Source organism: Ruegeria sp. SCP11 (genome assembly GCF_040329455.1).
Classification (GTDB): domain Bacteria; phylum Pseudomonadota; class Alphaproteobacteria; order Rhodobacterales; family Rhodobacteraceae; genus Ruegeria; species Ruegeria atlantica_E.
In genome coordinates, this window is record NZ_JBDZYG010000007.1 from 16933 (window position 1) to 33574 (window position 16642).

A 16642-nucleotide genomic window follows, 5' to 3' on the forward strand; every position below is an offset into this window, starting at 1 on the left:
GTCTGGCTAATATTCAGATCGAACCAGTGGGTAGTCTCATCTCGGCTGGCACTGGACCAACTCGAGTGTTCCCTTACCCTTCAATTCCACTAATCCCATCGACTTGCCGCGAATACTGCCTTGGTTCAGGCGCCAAACCGGGGCGCTGACAAGGACGTTAGAGGGTTCAGCTTCAGCAACAATTCTCGATGCGACATTCACCGTATCGCCCCAGAGGTCGAACACAAATTGCTTACGACCGATGACGCCAGCGACCACAGGCCCGATGTGAATTCCAACGCGCAGATCCCAAGAAGCTTCAAGGTTTTTGACTGCCGAAATCATCTCGAACCCTGCGTGTACACTCGCGTCAGCCGGGTTATCAACATGTTGCAATAACCCTGCGGTCGCCATGTATGCATCCCCTATAGTCTTGATTTTCTCTAGCCCATGGCGCGCAGTGATTTGCTCGCAGGTATTCACCAATTCCTGCAAATGAGTCACCACCTCTTCCGGCGCATGCTTGTCACAATACTGGGTAAACCCGACCACGTCGCAAAATAAAACCACCACATCTTCGAAACGTCGTGGTCGCACCGTGTTGGTCGATTTCAATTCGTGAACGACAGCGTTTGGAAGCGTCGCGTGAAGCAATTCGTCCACGCGATTTTTCTCAATCTCAATCTGGCGAAGATACGTTTCCTGCTGATCCCTAAGCCGCTTTTTCTCTAGGCTGGCGGAAATTCTGGCGCGCAGAAGTGCCGCGTTGAAGGGTTTGGGCAAGTGGTCTTCTGCGCCAAGCTCAATGCAACGAACCACACTTTCGACTTCGTCAACCGCCGAGATCATGATGACAGGTATGTCCCGCAACACCATGTCCGACTTCATGCATTCCAGTGCTTCGAACCCATTCATGCCCGGCATCATGATGTCCAGAAGGACTAAATCGAATGAAGTCTGAGCTAGTTTCTCCAGCGCGTCGCGCCCGTCGCAGGCTTCGACCAGGTTAGAATACCCTTCGCGCTTCAGGCGTCGCGACAATGTGTACCGATTGTCCTCATTGTCGTCGACAACGAGAATCGCTGGATCGTCTAAGTTCATGTCACGGACCCGCTGGTCAGGATCGAGCTTATCTTCTGGTGGAGTAGGTCGAAATCGATTGGCTTCGATACATAATCGTCGCAGCCAGCCTCTAATGCCCGGTCCCGGTCACCGGCCATTGCAAAAGCGGAAAGAGCTATAACTGGAATGTTCCCAGTGTCTGGTGCAGCTTTCAACCGTCGCGTCGCCTCCCAACCGTCCAGAACCGGGAGGTTTAAGTCCATCAGGACGAGGGCAGGTGTTTCGACGCGCGCCATCTCAATTCCGGCGGCACCGTCTGTGGCGACCAATACCTCATACCCTTTCTTACTCAATCGCCGCTTAAGCATGAAAATATTGTCGTCGTTGTCTTCGACATAGAGAATTTTGGTCATTGCCTAACTACCTCACCAGTCATCCGCTTTACGAAACCGCCGACTTCCTCCAGCAGCGTGTCACAACTTGTTGAGCTTTTTTCGAGAATGCTTTCGACGCCATTGGTCAGACGCTGACGATCTTCTTTCGTCAGGTCCGCAGCCGTTATAACGATCACCGGGGTGTTCTTGCATTTGGTAGTTTTGCGAAGCGCTTCCAGAAATTCGAAGCCGTCCATTTCCGGCATCATCAAATCCAGTAAGATCAGGTCCGGTGTTTGTTCTTTGATCAAACTCAGTGCAATGCGCCCATTCTCTCCTTCGGTTACTCGCCACCCTTCGTTCACCAGGCAACCGCGCAACCATGCACGTGTCGGCTCATCATCTTCCACGAGAAGGACTAGCGGCGCCCCTTCTTTGGGTCGGAAACGGTTCAGGGTTTCCCTGAGTTTTTCCCGGTCCAGCGGCTTGACCAAATATTCTGAGGCGCCAAGCCCATACCCTTTGCGCGCTTCGTCAAGCATTGTCAGCATGATAACAGGTATATCGGCCAAAGTTTCGTCTGCCTTGAGTTCGGCAAGGACGTCCCAGCCGTTTGGTGGAGGCATCAAAACATCAAGTGTGATTACACACGGCCGAATTTTGCGCGCCAGGTTCAGAGCTTCCTTGCCATCAGCGGCGGTAACAACATCGAAACCTTCCTTGGCCAGGAAAACGCGCATCAACTCGCGTGTGGTGTCGTCGTCATCGACAACAAGGATTGTGCCTGAATATGCACCTAGCTGATCCGTCAAGGATGGCTTGAAATCTCTGCCAGCGGTGTAGGGAGCGGATGGACCTTCGACCCGGAACGGCAACTTGACTGTGAATGTTGTGCCTTTGCCAACCACGCTTTCAACGGTAATATCGCCCCCCATCATTTGGCACAGCCGCCTGCTGATTGAGAGCCCAAGACCTGTGCCGCCGTATTTGCGAGTTGTTGAACTGTCCGCCTGAGAAAAATCTTCGAACAATTTTCCGATCTGCTCTTGCGTCAGCCCAATACCAGTGTCGGACACATCCAGAACCAGCCACGGTCGGTCGTCAATCTTAGACTTGGCCGCGCGGACGGTAATTTTGCCGTTCTCAGTGAATTTACAGGCATTGCTCAGCAAGTTCAGGATGACCTGCCGAACCCGCGTCATGTCGGCGAACATCAACTCCGACTCATCCGGGCAGAGGGCTTCCAACACGTTGCCGTTCTTTTCTGCTATACCCATCGTCGTCGCGACTGTGTCTTGCAGCATCGCTACAATGTCGAATTCCTCGAGGTTAAGATCAAGTTTTCCTGCTTCGATTTTCGAAAGATCAAGGATCTCATTGATTAATTCCAAAAGATGCTTTCCCGCTCGTGAAATCCTCTGCAACGGCTCGATGAAATCGCCTTGCCCCAAATCTACTGCATCTTCTTCCAGCATTTCAGTGATACCGATCACAGCATTCAGGGGCGTTCGCAGTTCATGACTCATGTTAGCCAGAAACTGGCTCTTGGCTCGGTTCGCTTCTTCAGCATCCCGCTCGCGCTGCTTAAGGTCAGTGATATCAGTGTACACGGCAACAGTGCCGCCGTCGCTTGTCTTGCGCTCGTTTATCATGATCCAACGGCCGTCACGCCGTTGCTGCACAAGTGCTTCTTTTGGGTTTCTGTGCGAAGCGATGCGCTCTTCGACCCACTCGTCAATCCTGTCCTGCGCACTGACGATCAATCCGACTTTGGCCGAACTGCGAATAATCGTCTCGAACGACATTCCCGGCTCTATAGTGACTTCAATTTCTGGATATAGCAGTTCCTTGTATCGATTATTGCAAAGAACCAGTTTCTCGTTGGCGTCATAGAACGCGAACCCGTCCGAAGAGTTTTCAATCGCGTCAACCAACCTTCGACGCGCCACTTCAATTTCACGCAGGTTGTTTTCCTCGATTTCAATTGCCGTATCCCGGAATACGGATAGAGCCTCGGCCATTCGGGCGATTTCGTCATTACCTGTGGTGGCTGGCAGTGGTGCGCGTAAATTCCCACCTGCAATCGCCAGCATGCTGTCGCTCAATCCGGTGAGCCGCGCGATCAAGTTACGCCCAACATAGAGCCATACGATTAGGGTTGAACTGATCAAACTCAGCACCACGACAGCGATCATGACATATGTGCTAACCTGCTGAACCGAGCCAGCCTCAGCATTCGCACTGGCAATATCGTCTCTTGCATGCGCAAGCAGGTCATCCACTGCCTGCGTCAATTGTTGGGACAGGGCGGCATTTTGGGCAATCAAAGCCTCTCCCCTGACAATCAGGTCAAGTTCTTCGGCACGCGCTTGCAAAACGCTTTTGTCGCCGAATGCGAGCTGTTCTAGTTCCTTGATACGAGGCAGCAAAAAACGGCGCTGAAAAGCTGGCAATTCGCCAGACAGCCTGTTGAGCGCCTCCAATGACTTTTCCAAAGGGAATGCAATCAAGTCCACATCTGCACGGGAAGGGGCCGATGCCGCCAGGATCAGATTGTCGTTGATCGCGGATACTTCCACTTGGAACTTTTGCAGCGGCAAGGCTGCGGCAACACTGCGCGTCAACTCATTCATTGCCGCCTCGCGCTCGTCTGCGGTCAAGTCAGGATTATCGATGGCGCTTCGCAGTTGCGACAGCTTGGCGTCCATGACCGAAATGCCCGGAGTAAGCGCCCGCTGCGCCCCTTTGTTGGTGATCGAAAGCCGGGTGAGGATTTCGCTCTTTCGATCAGTCACTGCCAATCTGTCGCTCACCAGAATGTCGAGCGCCGAAAGGTTTTCTCCGAGGCGCGTGACTGCTGCCTCGATTTCTTCAAGGTCGGAAGCATCGGTTTCCCGGGTTTTCAACTCCGCAACCATTTTGTTTAGATTGTCTACGCCTGCGCTGATCGCCCCAGTCAGTTCAATACGCTGAGTATCGGTAGACACAGCCTGCAGCGCCGGTGCAGCCGCTACGATCCGGTCAGCTTCTCGGGAAAGCTCCAGGGATCCAAGTGCAGCCGGTACACGTTGCTGCGTGATATGATCCATGACATTTCCTATGGCCAGGAACGAATATACCGCAGCAGCAGCAGCAAGCACCGAAAAGGCGCTAATTCCAAAAAATGCAATGAGAAGTCGCCAACGGACCCCTAAGCCGTCAAACATGCGGGCAACCGAGCCGTCGGCCAATCACTTCAGTATATTCATTGCGTGGTAGCAAAATGTCATTACCCCCTAATTACATAGCGCTATTGCAATGGTACGTATTCCCCTCCTTTCCATGTGTACCAAGAGAACCCCGGGTCCGTGATGTCCCCATTTTCGTCGAACCGAAGCGTTCCCAAAACGGTATCGAACTCATTCTCTCTTAGAGAAGCGATTACTGTGTCCAGCTCGAGCGTTCCGGCTTTTTCCACCGCTTGAGCCCAAACTTCGACCGCAGCGTAAGCGTATAGCGTATACCCGTCAGGCTCGACGCCGCCGTCCCTGAACTCTTCTACCAGAGCAGAGTTTTTGGGATCGTAGCGAGGGTCTGGAAAGAAGGTGAACAGGGTTCCCTCACCGGCATCACCAGTAATCAGCCAATAATCCGAAGTTGACAGGGAGTCTCCCGATACGAATTGCAGGTCATCACCTTGGTCTCTGGCTTCACGTAGAATAAGGCCTGCTTCGGCAGGGTATCCGCCGACGAAAAGAATATCTGTTTCAGCTGCCCGGATGCGATCAACGAGGGGGGAATAGTCTACCTCTCCTGTCGCAAAACCTTCGAACATTACCTCGGTCAAGCCGAGTTCGTTGATACGTTTTTTGGTTTCCTCGGCCAGCCCTTGGCCGTACGCCCCACCATCGTGCAATATCGATATGCGTTTCTCTGGCCAATGTGTGGCCATGTAATCTCCGACCACCGCGCCTTGGCGGTCATCCCGACCGCAGATGCGAAATATCCCAGGCCCGCCCTCATCCGTTAGTTTAGTGTTTGTAGCAGAAGGCGAAATCATCAATATTCCCGCCTCGTCATAGATTTTGGACGCGGGTATCGACGCACCGGACGACCAATGGCCGACGACGAAGACCACATCATCACTCACAAATTTTTTGGCAACAGCGACAGCTTGATCCGGGTCCGCCGCATCGTCTCCAAGAACAAGCCGCACTTGTTCTCCCAATACCCCACCGTTTGCATTTATTTTTCGAAGCGCAAAGTCGGCACCTATTCGATACTGTTCGCCACCCCACGCATATTGCCCGGAAAGAGGAGCGCCTGATCCGATAAGGATTTCCGCCTTTGCGGAGCCCACAAAGGCCAGGGTCGACATACCTAGGACGGTGGCGAGAGTCTGAAACAATTGCATCCTGTCCCTCCCAATCCAGCTACCTTGGCACTCTGCCAGTGCCTATTGGTAGGCCAAGCCATTATACAGTTTTGTGGGCTTACCAACAACTAACCGGCGGGTGCCGGACTAACATGTACGTGAAATCAAAGAGCTATTGCCCAGAAACCTATTTCGGCGTGTGTGAACCCTGAATGTCTCAATCTTTAGAGAACGGCCGTTAACTCACGCTGCCGCGAAAGTTTGCTTCAAAGTTACGTTCGCTCAAACCGCCGGCATCTGTTGCGTTGCACAGTGTATACCGCCACCTAATTCACCCAACGGGTCCACCTTGAGCGCAACGATTTCGCGTCCGGGAAAATGGTGCGCGAGTGTTTCTTGTGCCAAGTGATCTGTTTCTGGATCGCCAAACTCCGCGACCATGACCGCGCCATTGCAAACATAGTAGTTGGCGTAAGACGCCACAAAGTCGATGCTCCTGACCCTGCGAGAATTGGGTTCGGGAATAACATCAACTGACAATCCTTCGGCAACCAATGTGTCGTGGGTATCCAGTGCGCCAACGTGAAAGGGATCATCCATGTCCGGTCGATCGGGTAGGTTCATCAAAACGCGCCCTTGCCCAGTGAACCGCGCCAGGCTGTCTATGTGATAATCTGTAATGTCCTGGTCCCACACACCCTCTGACCAGATCATACGTTTTGCGCCGTAGGCCTTTAACAAACGGGCCTCGATGTCGTCTCGGGACGCACCAGGGTTTCTGTTGTCATTCACCCAGCTACTTTCATGCGCCATGAGCAGACCGTGCCCTTCGTGCTCAACGCCACCGCCCTCACCGTACAACCCGGATGGTATTAATTCCAAACCAAGACGTTCTGCCACGCGGGCAGCGATTTGGTTGTCCCGTTTGCTGGCTTGTCGACCGCCCCACCCGTTGAACTGAATGTGGATGATAGCCAGTCGGCCTGCGTCATTGACGACGAAAATTGGGCCAGAATCCCGACACCACAAGTCGTCTGTGGGAATATCCCACAACTCCACTTTGCCCGATAGTTTGGCGCGCGCCGTTCTTTGATCTTCTGATGAGACAAGCATAGTGACCGGCTCAAACTCAACAATTGCATTGGCAATGTCGGCGATGGTTTGCTGCGTCACTTCAAGGAAAACAGGGTCACCGTAAACACTCGGGCTCACAGGCCATTGCATGAAGGTCCGCTTATGGCGCCCCTCTTCGGGCGGAACAAAGAACCCTTGTCCGGCTAACACTGCTGAACTTCTGAATAGGCCATACAGACCAATTGAACCACCACTGAGCAACACCTCCCGCCGCCTCATAATCTCAACTCTCAAATCGTTGATCGTTCTGACTGAAAGCTATCGAAGCAACTGGTTTTCGGAAACCCAATATGTTGGCACTTGTTTCAAGACACCGTGGGTAGCGGGTCTCCAAAACCTTGCGAAAAAAAAAGGTGAAAGCAGTTAGGTCATCGCCGCAATTTACTTGGAGTTTCAATGCCTCTTCGCGCTATTCGCCAAATTTAGGTCCGGTTCATTTCTAAGTGCCACTCGAAAGAACTAAAAAGCCTTTTGGGCGAAAACGGTGAATACAGGTGGCTCGGGCCTGTCCGCGCAAACACGCGTGGCCAAAGGTGGGCGTGTCGTCAAATGGAAAGACAAGATTGCCAGCATTGCACCCTCGGTGTTTCTCGCTTCGACGGCAGCTTTTCTATTTGGCGATGACGTCAACACAAACATCCGCAATTCCGGAACCCTCAGCGCCATTGCAACTGGCGGATCGACCGTTTTGGCGGCCGGTGTCGATGTGGAAGATGGTGCACTGAACGAGAAACTTGTAAACTCAGATACCATCACGGTGCGAACCACCGCCGAGGGCAAATCGCCCGGGCTTTCGGTGTCAGGGTCGCCGATGATATGACGGGCGACATCACGAACGCTGGCTCAGTTTCGGATTCAGCCGCAGACTTGAATACTGCGACGGCCGCGGGTTTCCAGATCAATGGCGACCTAACTGGCGCATTCTCCAACACCGCTAGCCTATCTGTCGCGGATTCTGCCTCGGGCACCAACCACGAAGACGTCATGGTAATGGGGATGGTTGTCATGGGCCACCTGCAGAGTTGATTCAGCAACAGCAGTTCTCTGTCGGTTATAGGCATCGGAGAGGACAAGCAGGCCTAATTGTAAGGCCTTTACGCCCACGACGGTATCACTAGGGATGTACAGAACAGCGGCCTCATCCGCAGTGAAGTGGTCAGCGAGACCTCGGCCGATGTCTACGGTATTCGCATCGACAATGGCTGGACGGCGCGTTCTCCAACAACGGAACAATCCAGATCGTTGAAACCATCGAAGTGGATGATCTGGACGCCTATGGTTTCAGTGTCCGGGACGGTGTCAGTCAGGGCGTTAGCAACAGTGGCACAATCACTATGCAGATCACCGCCGAAGATGAAGCTGAGGCGATCGGGCTGAGGCTGTCCAGTGAAGTCGACGCAAACGTCATAAACTCAGGCACCGTTTCGATTGTTACGCAAAGCACGGCCAATGACACACTTGGGTACGGGCGCTGGTACATTGAATTTGGTCAGGACAGACAAAGTCGGTGGCCTGATCCGGGGCAGGACCACGGCGTCAAACTGGACGCCAACGGCGGCAGTTCGGTGTTCCGGTTCGAAGACGCCTCGGTGGGGGTTGGGGTGTCAACCATCACGGCCTCGGATGCCCTTCTGCCTGGTATTTGCAGGGCGAAGGTGGTGAGGTGCCGGTTTACGCCAGTGTCGATGCGTCCGAAGTGCTGAACTCGGCTGATATGACGGCCTTCTACGGCAGCGCAGTCAACGGGTCTATGAACGCACTAAACTATGGCGGGCAGGCGCAGGTCACCCGCAATTCGACCACGGGTCGCGTTTCCGGCATGTCCTATGGTCCTTTCCGCCCCATGTGATGATCGACGCGGCACCGCGCCAGTTCGAAAACGTGCCCGGTATTGATACGGACGTCATTGTTTTCAATGGTAGCGTGGGGTATTCCGGGCAACTGGACAACAGTCTGGCCTTGGCCCTGGGCGTGTCCCGTTCGAACTGAGACACAGGCATCACGGATTTCGACACCGATGGCGTTTATCTGGATGCCTCTGTGTGTCGTCAAATCGGATTGTACACGCTTGAGGCCGGACTGGGTTTTGGTTGGTTGTCCGCCGACCGGTCCCGCGAAATCAGCGGCAGCGCCGACGCGGATGCTGAATATGTCAGTACGCTGGTAACGGTCTACCTGGGGGTCGAACGACCATTTGACATCAGCAACACGTTCTCGCTGATTGGCTTTGGCGACGTGCGCTATACCCGCAAAAAGGATGATGGCTATACGGAAACCGGCTCCTCGGCCAACGCAACGGTTGGGGGTAGCACTACCGAAGTGATCGAGGCCCGATTGGACGTCAATTTGGAAAGGGCGGCGAACAATGGCGGGGTTTTAGTTGGACAACTGTCGGGCGTGCGGCGGCGCGATCTGGAAGAATCCGATGTGTCCGTTACGGTGTTCTCAACCACTCAGAGCCTGTCCTTTGCTTCGAACGATTTCACTAGGGCCAGCGTGTTAGTCGGGTATGAACACGAGTTTGTTTCCAACATGCAGTTCGAGGCCAATGCTGAACACCAAATTGGCGATGGCGCACAGGGTCCAAATTTTCAGGCCGGTATCTGTTGGTCGTATTGATCGATATCGCGGAGGATTGACCTTAGGCTCCCGAGAATGGCGGTTTTCGACCGCCATTCTTAAAAATTTATTAGAAGCTATCTATTGATCGGGTGGTTTGCGAATGCAGGGAACTACGGCTTCCTGTCCTCTTGGAAAGACCGCAGGCGTCCAGCAATGCCTGCGAGGGCAACGCACGTCACCCTCACCATTATTATTCAGGCGCATCAACGGCACTCATGACATTGTCATGATACGTTTAAACCTGCGCGGCGGCCTCAGGTGCAAGCGGCAGCAAAATGTCGTCCTACGCGCCTTTGACGACTTAGGCCAACAGGTTCTACTCATGCGTCGGCCAGTGCCTTGTGGCGCGGGACATAGGCATCGACGTTGACCGTCCGTCTGGGCTAATCCTCGAAATCGATGACATAACGCTCGACACCTTCCATTGCCCGCGCATTAATCCAGCACCACAGGTTTGCAACGTAGTAAACTCGCATGCCGGTTTTTCTTGGCTATTGAAATATCTGTTATAACCCCTCCTGCCAACTGAAGGGGGTATCATGAATTCACTAACAAGAATTACACGAGGGATAGGCGTTGCGTTCAAGGATGGTCGGGTGAAAGGCATTCTCGCCTTTACGGTCGGAATGATTTTGTGGGCCTCTGTTTTTTATCATTTTGTTGAAGGGTGGAGTTGGCTCGATTCAATATACTTTTCTGTTGTTACGATTTCGACCGTGGGCTTCGGGGATTTTTCCCCAGAAACGGCTGCGGGGAAGATCTTTACGATGCTCTACATCATCGTTGGTCTGGGTATTTTTGTGACCGCAGCAACCACCGTCGCTGATACCATCCTATCGCAGGATGATGGAGACGCTAAAAAATAGCTTCAGGCATTTCTTCGTTCTGTGCCAGATCCGCCAAGCTTAGGCGGGGCACATGTTGGCCCGCCCTTTTCGTTGTTTTCCAAGCCCATACCGAACCCAAGATTTAAAGATATATACATATCTCATTTTTTGAGTCTAAAATTCAAAAAACAAAATGTGGGAGGGATGGAATGGAAAAGACCCAGGATGCAAAGATTGTCGATCTTGCAATACGCTTACTTTTCCTCGGACTATTCCTCTACAGCGCATTGGTCATGGTTGCACCACTGGCAAGCGTGGTTATCTGGGCGACGATCCTGTGCGTTGCGCTTTATCCCGTCTTTGACTGGCTCCAAGGCAAGTTGGGTGGACGTAAATCTCTGGCAGCGACAATACTGGTTCTATTGGGTCTTGTGCTTACATTGGGCCCGATCGCCACGGCGATTTCGGGTGCCGCCGAACTTGGGTCCGACTTTGCCGAACAGGCCGATCGCGGCGAATTGAAAATCCCACCTGCACCCGAAGGCATCAAGGAACTTCCGCTGGTTGGCAGCAAAATTGCCGATGTCTGGACGATGTTCGAACGGAATCTGGATGGTGCGCTGGCAAAATACGGCGCGCAACTTCTGGAAGTTACTAAGTCTTTGTTCGGCAGAGTTTTGGGAATTGGCATCGGGTTACTGGGTCTTGCGCTGTCCGTCATCATTATGGGTGCGCTTTTCAGCCCCGGGCCGAATTTGGTGCAAGGGCTGCAAAGGTTCGCCAACCGTGTGTTTGCACCCCGTGGCGGTGAGTTTGTCACTCTGGCCGGGGCCACGATCCGAAATGTCACCAAGGGAGTGATAGGGGTTGCCGCGATTCAGGCCGTCGTTGTGTGGATTCTGCTGGCGGTGTTCGGCATAGGGTCGGCGGCCACGCTTGCTTTCGTCTGCCTGATCCTCTCGATCATTCAGATCGGCCCCGGTCTGGTCCTGTTGCCCGTTGCTATCTACGCGTGGAGTTCCATGTCCGGTGGCGGGGCCCTTGTGTTTACCATTCTGGCAGTTCCGGTCGCCATCATGGACAGTTTCCTCCGGCCGGTTTTCATCTCAAAGGGTCTTGAGACTCCGATGTTGGTGATCCTGATCGGAGTGCTTGGCGGGATGATGGCATACGGTCTGATCGGGATATTCATGGGCCCCGTTCTGTTCGCTGTCTTCTACGAACTGTTCAAGGTTTGGATCGACGCATCACCTGATACTGCCGAAGCTGTAGAAGGGGCGGCGGAATGAGGAAAACGATCTGGACGACGCTGGCGGTCATACTGATTTTTCTTGTCTGGTATCTGGTCGCGGATCGAAAAACACCTTTTACAGGAAATGCCCGCGTGAAAGCCGTGGCGACCCAGATCGTCCCGCAGGTCACCGGCACGGTTACCGAAGTTCTGGTGGAAAACGGTCAGGTCGTTTCGGCCGGTGACGTACTGGTGCGGATTGACCGCCGCCCGTACGAGATTGAACGCGACAAGGCCGAAGCGGATCTTGAGGCCGCAACCCAAGAGGTCGGTGCGTCCTCGGCCGAGGTGAGCGCAGCACAGGCCAAACTGGCCCGCGCTCAGAGCGATCTGGACACGATGCGTCTGCAAACCGAGCGTGTGTTCGCATTGGAAAAGAAGGGTCTGATTGCGGTCTCGAAGGCCGACGATGCCCGAGGGCAATTGGCTGAGTCCGAGGCCAATCTGGATAACGCTATGGCCGATCTGGAAAAAGCGAAACAGAGGCTGGGTGAGGAGGGCGTGGAGAACCCCAAAATTCAGCGGGCATTGGCCGCCCTTGCGGATGCGGAGCTGAACCTTGAATGGACCGAGTTGCGAGCGCCAGCAACAGGTGTGATCTCCAATTTGTTGATTGCACCCGGAACGTATGCGCGCTCCGGGCAGGACCTGTTGACGTTCCTTGACGCAACAGATGTCTGGATCGAGGCGTATTTCACCGAAAACAACCTTGGTCGCGCCTCTGTCGGCTCTCCGGTGAATGTCGTGCTGGACATGCACCCCGGTCAGATTGTCCCGGGCGTGATCGAAAGCTTCAGCGCAGCTGTGTCTCTGAGCGGCGGGGATGAGCCCGGCCAATTGGCCAGTGCACCCAGCACCAAAGGGTTTCTGCGCGAACCCGAACGGTTCCCGGTGCGGATCATATTACCGGGCTATGAGGCAGGAAGCGCCGAAGATGATCTACGGTTTCAATTGAACGGGCAAGCGGACGTGATCATGTATCTCAGTGATAATTCGCTGCTGAACATGGTGGGCCGCGCCTATATCCGCGTGGTCTCAATCCTGTCCTATGCGTACTGAGGACCGAAACTCAGTCTTGCGGCTGGCGTTGGGGGTGACCGGCGTCTTCTCTCTTGGACTGTTTTTGGGATGGCCTCTGGCCGTCGTGGGGGCGGTGTTTACTGCTTTGTTTCTTCAAGCCCCGTCCGCGTTGCCATTGGCCGCTTTTGGCAAACTGTTCGTGTTCTCGATTGGGCTGATGTTCATCTCCTTTCTGCTGTCCTCGGTCTTTTCGCCATACCCCGTTGTCTTTCTGATTCTCGTGGCCATCGGGATTATCCTGTCCTTCACGTGGTCCGTGTCGGGCGCCGGGGTCTTGCCTGGGGTCATCGCCCTTATGGGTGCGTTGATGATCCCGAACCTTGTTCTGCAATCGCAGGACCTGGCCTTGGTGCTGGTGTTCTGGATTCCGTTGAATCTGTTCTTTGCGGGCTTTGTGTCGACGCTGATGTTCGTGATTATTCCGGCCGAACCCCCTACCGATGCGCAGAAGAAAGCGGCGTCAGCGCAAGACTTCGATTCGCATCGCCGCATTTTCCGCATGTCGTTGGTGACCGTCCCCTTCGCTTTGGCATTCTTCGTATCCGGCGCGTCGGCATTGCTGGTGTTGTTTTTCGTGGCGCTCCTAAGCCAACAACTTGCGGCGATGCCGTCAGCAGGGAAAGCTGTTGCCAAAGCCATGCTCACCGCCAATCTGTTGGGCGCGGCAGTTTCGATCATCTGTTACGAGGTCAACGTCATCGCACCGGTCTTCCTGACACCAGTGTTGTTGTGCTTTTTCGTCTGCTTAACTCTTGGCGCGCTGGGGAAATCCGAAATCCCTCTGGCAGCAGCGGCAGGATCAGCAATCACGACAGCGCTGATCGTCTACGGGGGCTCGATTGCACCCTTCTCGGATGAAGCTGATGTAAAAAGCATCACGCGCGTTCTACAGGTCGCCAGCGCGGCAACTTTTGTAATCGTTGCATATATCGTGGTGGATGAGTTCTGGCCCGAGAGAGAGCGCCAGAACTCAGTTTAAGGGCAGCGCGAGCGTTATGTGGCTTCCAACACCTTACGGGCAACGCGGAAACATTCCAAAGCCTGTGGCACGCCGCAATAAATGCCGACGACGTGGATGATGGCACGGATTTCCTCTTTCGAGACGCCATTGTTGATTGCGCCTTTGCAGTGAATTTCCCACTCATGCATTTTCCCAAGCGCACCGATCATCGCGAGGTTCATCATCGAACGCGTTTTGGCGTCGATTACATCGTCGCCCCAGCCGAAGCCCCAGCACCAGGCGGTCATCGCCTCTTGAAAGGGCCGGGTAAAGTCATCAGCTGCCGCCAGGTTCTTTTCCACATATTCAGCACCAAGAGTGCCTTTGCGTTGCTCAAGCCCTTTGAGGAAAAGGTCTTCGTCGAAAATATCTGCCATGGAGGTCTCCGATCGGTTGAGGCGTCAGACGGTAACTAGAACTGACTCTGTCTTGATTTCATCAGCTACAGGAGTGGTACGCAATGCAAGTTCTAGTTAATCCCAAGGCGGTCGCCATGTCCGATCCCACCCCTGTGTTCCTGCTGGGCCGCTCCAAACTACGCCGTCGATTATTTCACCTGCAATAAAATATTGTCCCCCAGGACGAACGTTTTCATCGACAACGCAGCTATTCTTCACTTGAGCAACCTGCACGAGTTGTTCTGAAGCCGCACCTTTTTTAGGGGTGATGACTTTCACATTAACTATTTCGGCTACGCACGGACGTTCGCCCGAAAAACACGTAGGCTCAGATGTGAGCTCGGATATCTCGACGAACGCTATAAACTCGGATTGCTGAGCTTTTGTTGGCAAATGCTCAAGAAATGTCCGTTCTCCCGTAAAAACACCACATGCGGCCGCGGGAGTGGTCAGCCAAGTTGCAACCGCCAATGCGGAAGAAAATACACTAAATCTACACATCTACCGCCTCGCGCATCCATTGTTGTAGCCGGGCGATCGAGTGTTCCGACATTACCCCGCAGCCGGGATCCAGCACCAGCGGACCGGGGCGGTAGCCGCGCGATTTCAGGCCACGGTGGACGCTTTCGACCAAACGAATGTCCTCCTCGACGGTGGTTTCACGGTCCTGCACAGCCAGTTGCCGAATTACAGCGCTTTCCGATCCGCCCTCGGTATACCAACCGCGCCAGACGGTGCAGTGGTCGGGATCGTTTGCACGCCAGTGATAGGTGTTCAGCACATTGCCCGGGTAGCATTGGAATGAGAACATCGGCCACAGAAACCACGACTGATAGTCGCCCGCATGCGGTACCGACAGGTCGATGGGATAGGTCATCTTATCGAGACTTTGACATTCGGTCGTGTGGCGCAGCACATAGCCACCGCCAGCGTCAGGTTGGATGTCATAGGTCTCGGGCTTGACCACACCTTCGGCAAATGTCGGGTGGTTGGTCGGGCAGTGGTAGCATTCCGAGTAGTTCTCGATGCTGACCTTCCAGTTGCAGCTTTCCGGGATTTCCACCCATTCCAGCGGTTCCAGCTCGTCGATATGCGGAACGAAGGCGCGGATTTCCTCGCGCACGCCGGGGTACCATTCGTCCATCGGCGCGGCGTCATCGTCGAGGTTGACGAAGATGAAGCCGTTGAACACTTCGGTCCGAACTGAGGTTAGGCAGATTGCACTGCGGTCAAAGCCCGGGACGGATTTGATATTGGGACCGGCGCGCAACTGGCCGGACAATTCGTAGGTCCAGGCATGGTAAGGGCACACAACGACCCGCGTGTTGCCCGCGCCCGTTACCATCTCATGGGCGCGGTGCTGACAGACGTTGTAGAAGGTGCGGATTTCTCCGTCGCGCCCCCGTATACAGAAGAGGCTCTGACCCGCGATCTCAAAGGCGAAATAGTCGCCGGGTTCCCGCACCTGCGCCACGTGGCCTGCAAATTGCCACGTTCGGGCGAGAAGGCCCTGCATCTCCTGCTCGAATATCGCAGGGTCGGTGTAGTAGCGCGCGTCCAGTGAGTGGGTCAGGGGTGCGTTCATTCGGGCTCCTCCGCGTAGAGGCCAAGTTGGTGTCTGCGTTGGTGAAACCGTTCCACCCGTTCGACGATTTCATCGCTGGAAACCGCGATCACGAAGGACAGCAGCGTTTCCAGCAAAGCAATGGTCGAAACGGAAGACGGGAAAAATTGCGGGGTGTCTGCGGCAACGACAAAACCGTGCTGCGCGTTCAGGATGACCGGGCTGGCCGGGCTGTCCGAGATACCGATGACGGTCAGGCCCTGTTGACGCGCCAGTTTGATGGCGTCGATCACCTCAGTGCGGTACGGGTGGCATGTGATGGCAATCAGCACGTCCTGCTCATCGGCCCAGGCCAGATCGTCCACCGGGGTCGAGCCGGGGCGGGGGATGGCGTGAAACTGCTTCATCCCCGTTGACGCAAGATAGGTGAAATTACGCGCGTTCGAATTGTTGACGCCCACGCCCAGCGTGAAAATCTGGCGGCAGTTCCAGATGTCCTCGGCCGCCGACTTCAGGCTGACAGCATCGATTCCGGCAAAGGTCTCTTCGATATTACGGATCGCGGCGCCGATCATGTCAGCGTAGAGGCCGCCCAGTTCCCCCGACTTGCCAATGTCCTGCAACCAGCGGGCGCGGTCTGGAAACGACACACTACCCTGGCGAATCGCATCACGGAACGGTGCGCGGAAATCCTCGTATCCATCAAAGCCGACCTGCCGTGCCATGCGCACGAACGTGTTCGGTTTGACCTTCGCCGCTTCGGCAATCTCACGCACGGTTGAAACCCCAACATCCGTTGGGTTTTCCAGCACATACCGCGCGGCTTTCTGCGCCTCGGGGGTGAGGGCATCCCACTCCTCTGTGAGGCGGTCGAGAACGATTGATGATACATTTGTGTCATTCATGATTGACGATGGTACATTTGTGGAATTAGCCTGTCGAGCAGAAACGCGACTC

At 54.5% G+C, this 16642-nt stretch carries 18 protein-coding genes; 10 read left to right on the plus strand and 8 right to left on the minus strand.

Features of this window, described 5'->3' with window-relative positions; all coding sequences use genetic code 11:
* Positions 1-36 precede the first annotated feature (36 nt).
* The 5 genes from ABLN94_RS12020 to ABLN94_RS12040 all read right to left on the minus strand — a co-directional run bounded on the left by ABLN94_RS12020 (position 37) and on the right by ABLN94_RS12040 (position 7122).
* Positions 37-1080, minus strand: coding sequence for an adenylate/guanylate cyclase domain-containing protein (locus ABLN94_RS12020; protein ID WP_352992654.1), 1044 nt, complete (start codon positions 1078-1080; stop codon positions 37-39).
* Positions 1077-1454 (minus strand): response regulator, encoded by a 378-nt coding sequence (locus ABLN94_RS12025; RefSeq protein ID WP_352992656.1) that lies wholly within the window; start codon positions 1452-1454, stop codon positions 1077-1079. Before ABLN94_RS12025 ends, ABLN94_RS12020 begins: the two co-directional genes overlap by 4 nt.
* Complete coding sequence (locus tag ABLN94_RS12030; protein WP_352992657.1) at positions 1451-4504, minus strand: response regulator; 3054 nt, start codon at positions 4502-4504, stop codon at positions 1451-1453. Before ABLN94_RS12030 ends, ABLN94_RS12025 begins: the two co-directional genes overlap by 4 nt.
* Before the next feature lie 200 nt (positions 4505-4704).
* On the minus strand, positions 4705-5808 hold the full coding sequence (locus tag ABLN94_RS12035; RefSeq protein ID WP_352992659.1) for a branched-chain amino acid ABC transporter substrate-binding protein: 1104 nt from the start codon (positions 5806-5808) through the stop codon (positions 4705-4707).
* A 243-nt stretch (positions 5809-6051) separates the two neighbouring features.
* Entirely contained in the window at positions 6052-7122 is a 1071-nt protein-coding gene (locus tag ABLN94_RS12040) for an agmatine deiminase family protein (RefSeq protein ID WP_352992661.1), read from the minus strand.
* Positions 7123-7387: 265 nt separating this feature from the next.
* On the opposite strand from ABLN94_RS12040, the gene ABLN94_RS12045 reads away from it, so the two are divergent.
* The 10 genes from ABLN94_RS12045 (at position 7388) to ABLN94_RS12090 (ending at position 13702) form a co-directional block, all read left to right on the plus strand.
* On the plus strand, positions 7388-7723 hold the full coding sequence (locus ABLN94_RS12045; protein WP_352992663.1) for a hypothetical protein: 336 nt from the start codon (positions 7388-7390) through the stop codon (positions 7721-7723).
* Positions 7720-7929, plus strand: coding sequence for a hypothetical protein (locus ABLN94_RS12050; protein WP_352992664.1), 210 nt, complete (start codon positions 7720-7722; stop codon positions 7927-7929). Before ABLN94_RS12045 ends, ABLN94_RS12050 begins: the two co-directional genes overlap by 4 nt.
* 230 nt (positions 7930-8159) lie before the next feature.
* Entirely contained in the window at positions 8160-8606 is a 447-nt protein-coding gene (locus ABLN94_RS12055) for a hypothetical protein (protein ID WP_352992666.1), read from the plus strand.
* Positions 8567-8752 (plus strand): hypothetical protein, encoded by a 186-nt coding sequence (locus tag ABLN94_RS12060; protein ID WP_352992667.1) that lies wholly within the window; start codon positions 8567-8569, stop codon positions 8750-8752. Before ABLN94_RS12055 ends, ABLN94_RS12060 begins: the two co-directional genes overlap by 40 nt.
* On the plus strand, positions 8752-8892 hold the full coding sequence (locus ABLN94_RS12065; RefSeq protein ID WP_352992669.1) for a hypothetical protein: 141 nt from the start codon (positions 8752-8754) through the stop codon (positions 8890-8892). Before ABLN94_RS12060 ends, ABLN94_RS12065 begins: the two co-directional genes overlap by 1 nt.
* A 9-nt stretch (positions 8893-8901) precedes the next feature.
* Positions 8902-9522, plus strand: coding sequence for an autotransporter outer membrane beta-barrel domain-containing protein (locus tag ABLN94_RS12070; RefSeq protein WP_352993076.1), 621 nt, complete (start codon positions 8902-8904; stop codon positions 9520-9522).
* Positions 9523-10064: 542 nt separating this feature from the next.
* Positions 10065-10391, plus strand: coding sequence for a potassium channel family protein (locus ABLN94_RS12075; RefSeq protein ID WP_352992671.1), 327 nt, complete (start codon positions 10065-10067; stop codon positions 10389-10391).
* 170 nt (positions 10392-10561) lie between these two features.
* The gene (locus ABLN94_RS12080) at positions 10562-11641 is read left to right on the plus strand and encodes an AI-2E family transporter (protein WP_352992672.1); all 1080 of its coding nucleotides are present in this window, start codon (positions 10562-10564) and stop codon (positions 11639-11641) included.
* A complete protein-coding gene (locus ABLN94_RS12085; protein ID WP_352992674.1) occupies positions 11638-12702 on the plus strand; it encodes an HlyD family secretion protein in 1065 nt (354 codons plus the stop codon). Before ABLN94_RS12080 ends, ABLN94_RS12085 begins: the two co-directional genes overlap by 4 nt.
* The gene (locus ABLN94_RS12090; RefSeq protein ID WP_352992676.1) at positions 12692-13702 is read left to right on the plus strand and encodes a DUF2955 domain-containing protein; all 1011 of its coding nucleotides are present in this window, start codon (positions 12692-12694) and stop codon (positions 13700-13702) included. The genes ABLN94_RS12085 and ABLN94_RS12090 overlap by 11 nt, the downstream gene beginning before the upstream one ends.
* A gap of 14 nt (positions 13703-13716) precedes the next feature.
* Here ABLN94_RS12090 and ABLN94_RS12095 read toward each other — a convergent pair whose 3' ends face one another.
* From ABLN94_RS12095 to ABLN94_RS12105, 3 genes are all read right to left on the minus strand, one after another.
* Complete coding sequence (locus ABLN94_RS12095; protein WP_352992678.1) at positions 13717-14100, minus strand: carboxymuconolactone decarboxylase family protein; 384 nt, start codon at positions 14098-14100, stop codon at positions 13717-13719.
* Positions 14101-14614: 514 nt separating this feature from the next.
* Positions 14615-15706, minus strand: a complete 1092-nt coding sequence (locus tag ABLN94_RS12100; protein WP_352992680.1) for an aromatic ring-hydroxylating oxygenase subunit alpha — start codon at positions 15704-15706, stop codon at positions 14615-14617.
* Positions 15703-16590, minus strand: a complete 888-nt coding sequence (locus ABLN94_RS12105; protein ID WP_170488492.1) for a MurR/RpiR family transcriptional regulator — start codon at positions 16588-16590, stop codon at positions 15703-15705. Before ABLN94_RS12105 ends, ABLN94_RS12100 begins: the two co-directional genes overlap by 4 nt.
* Between the last annotated feature and the right edge of the window lie 52 nt (positions 16591-16642).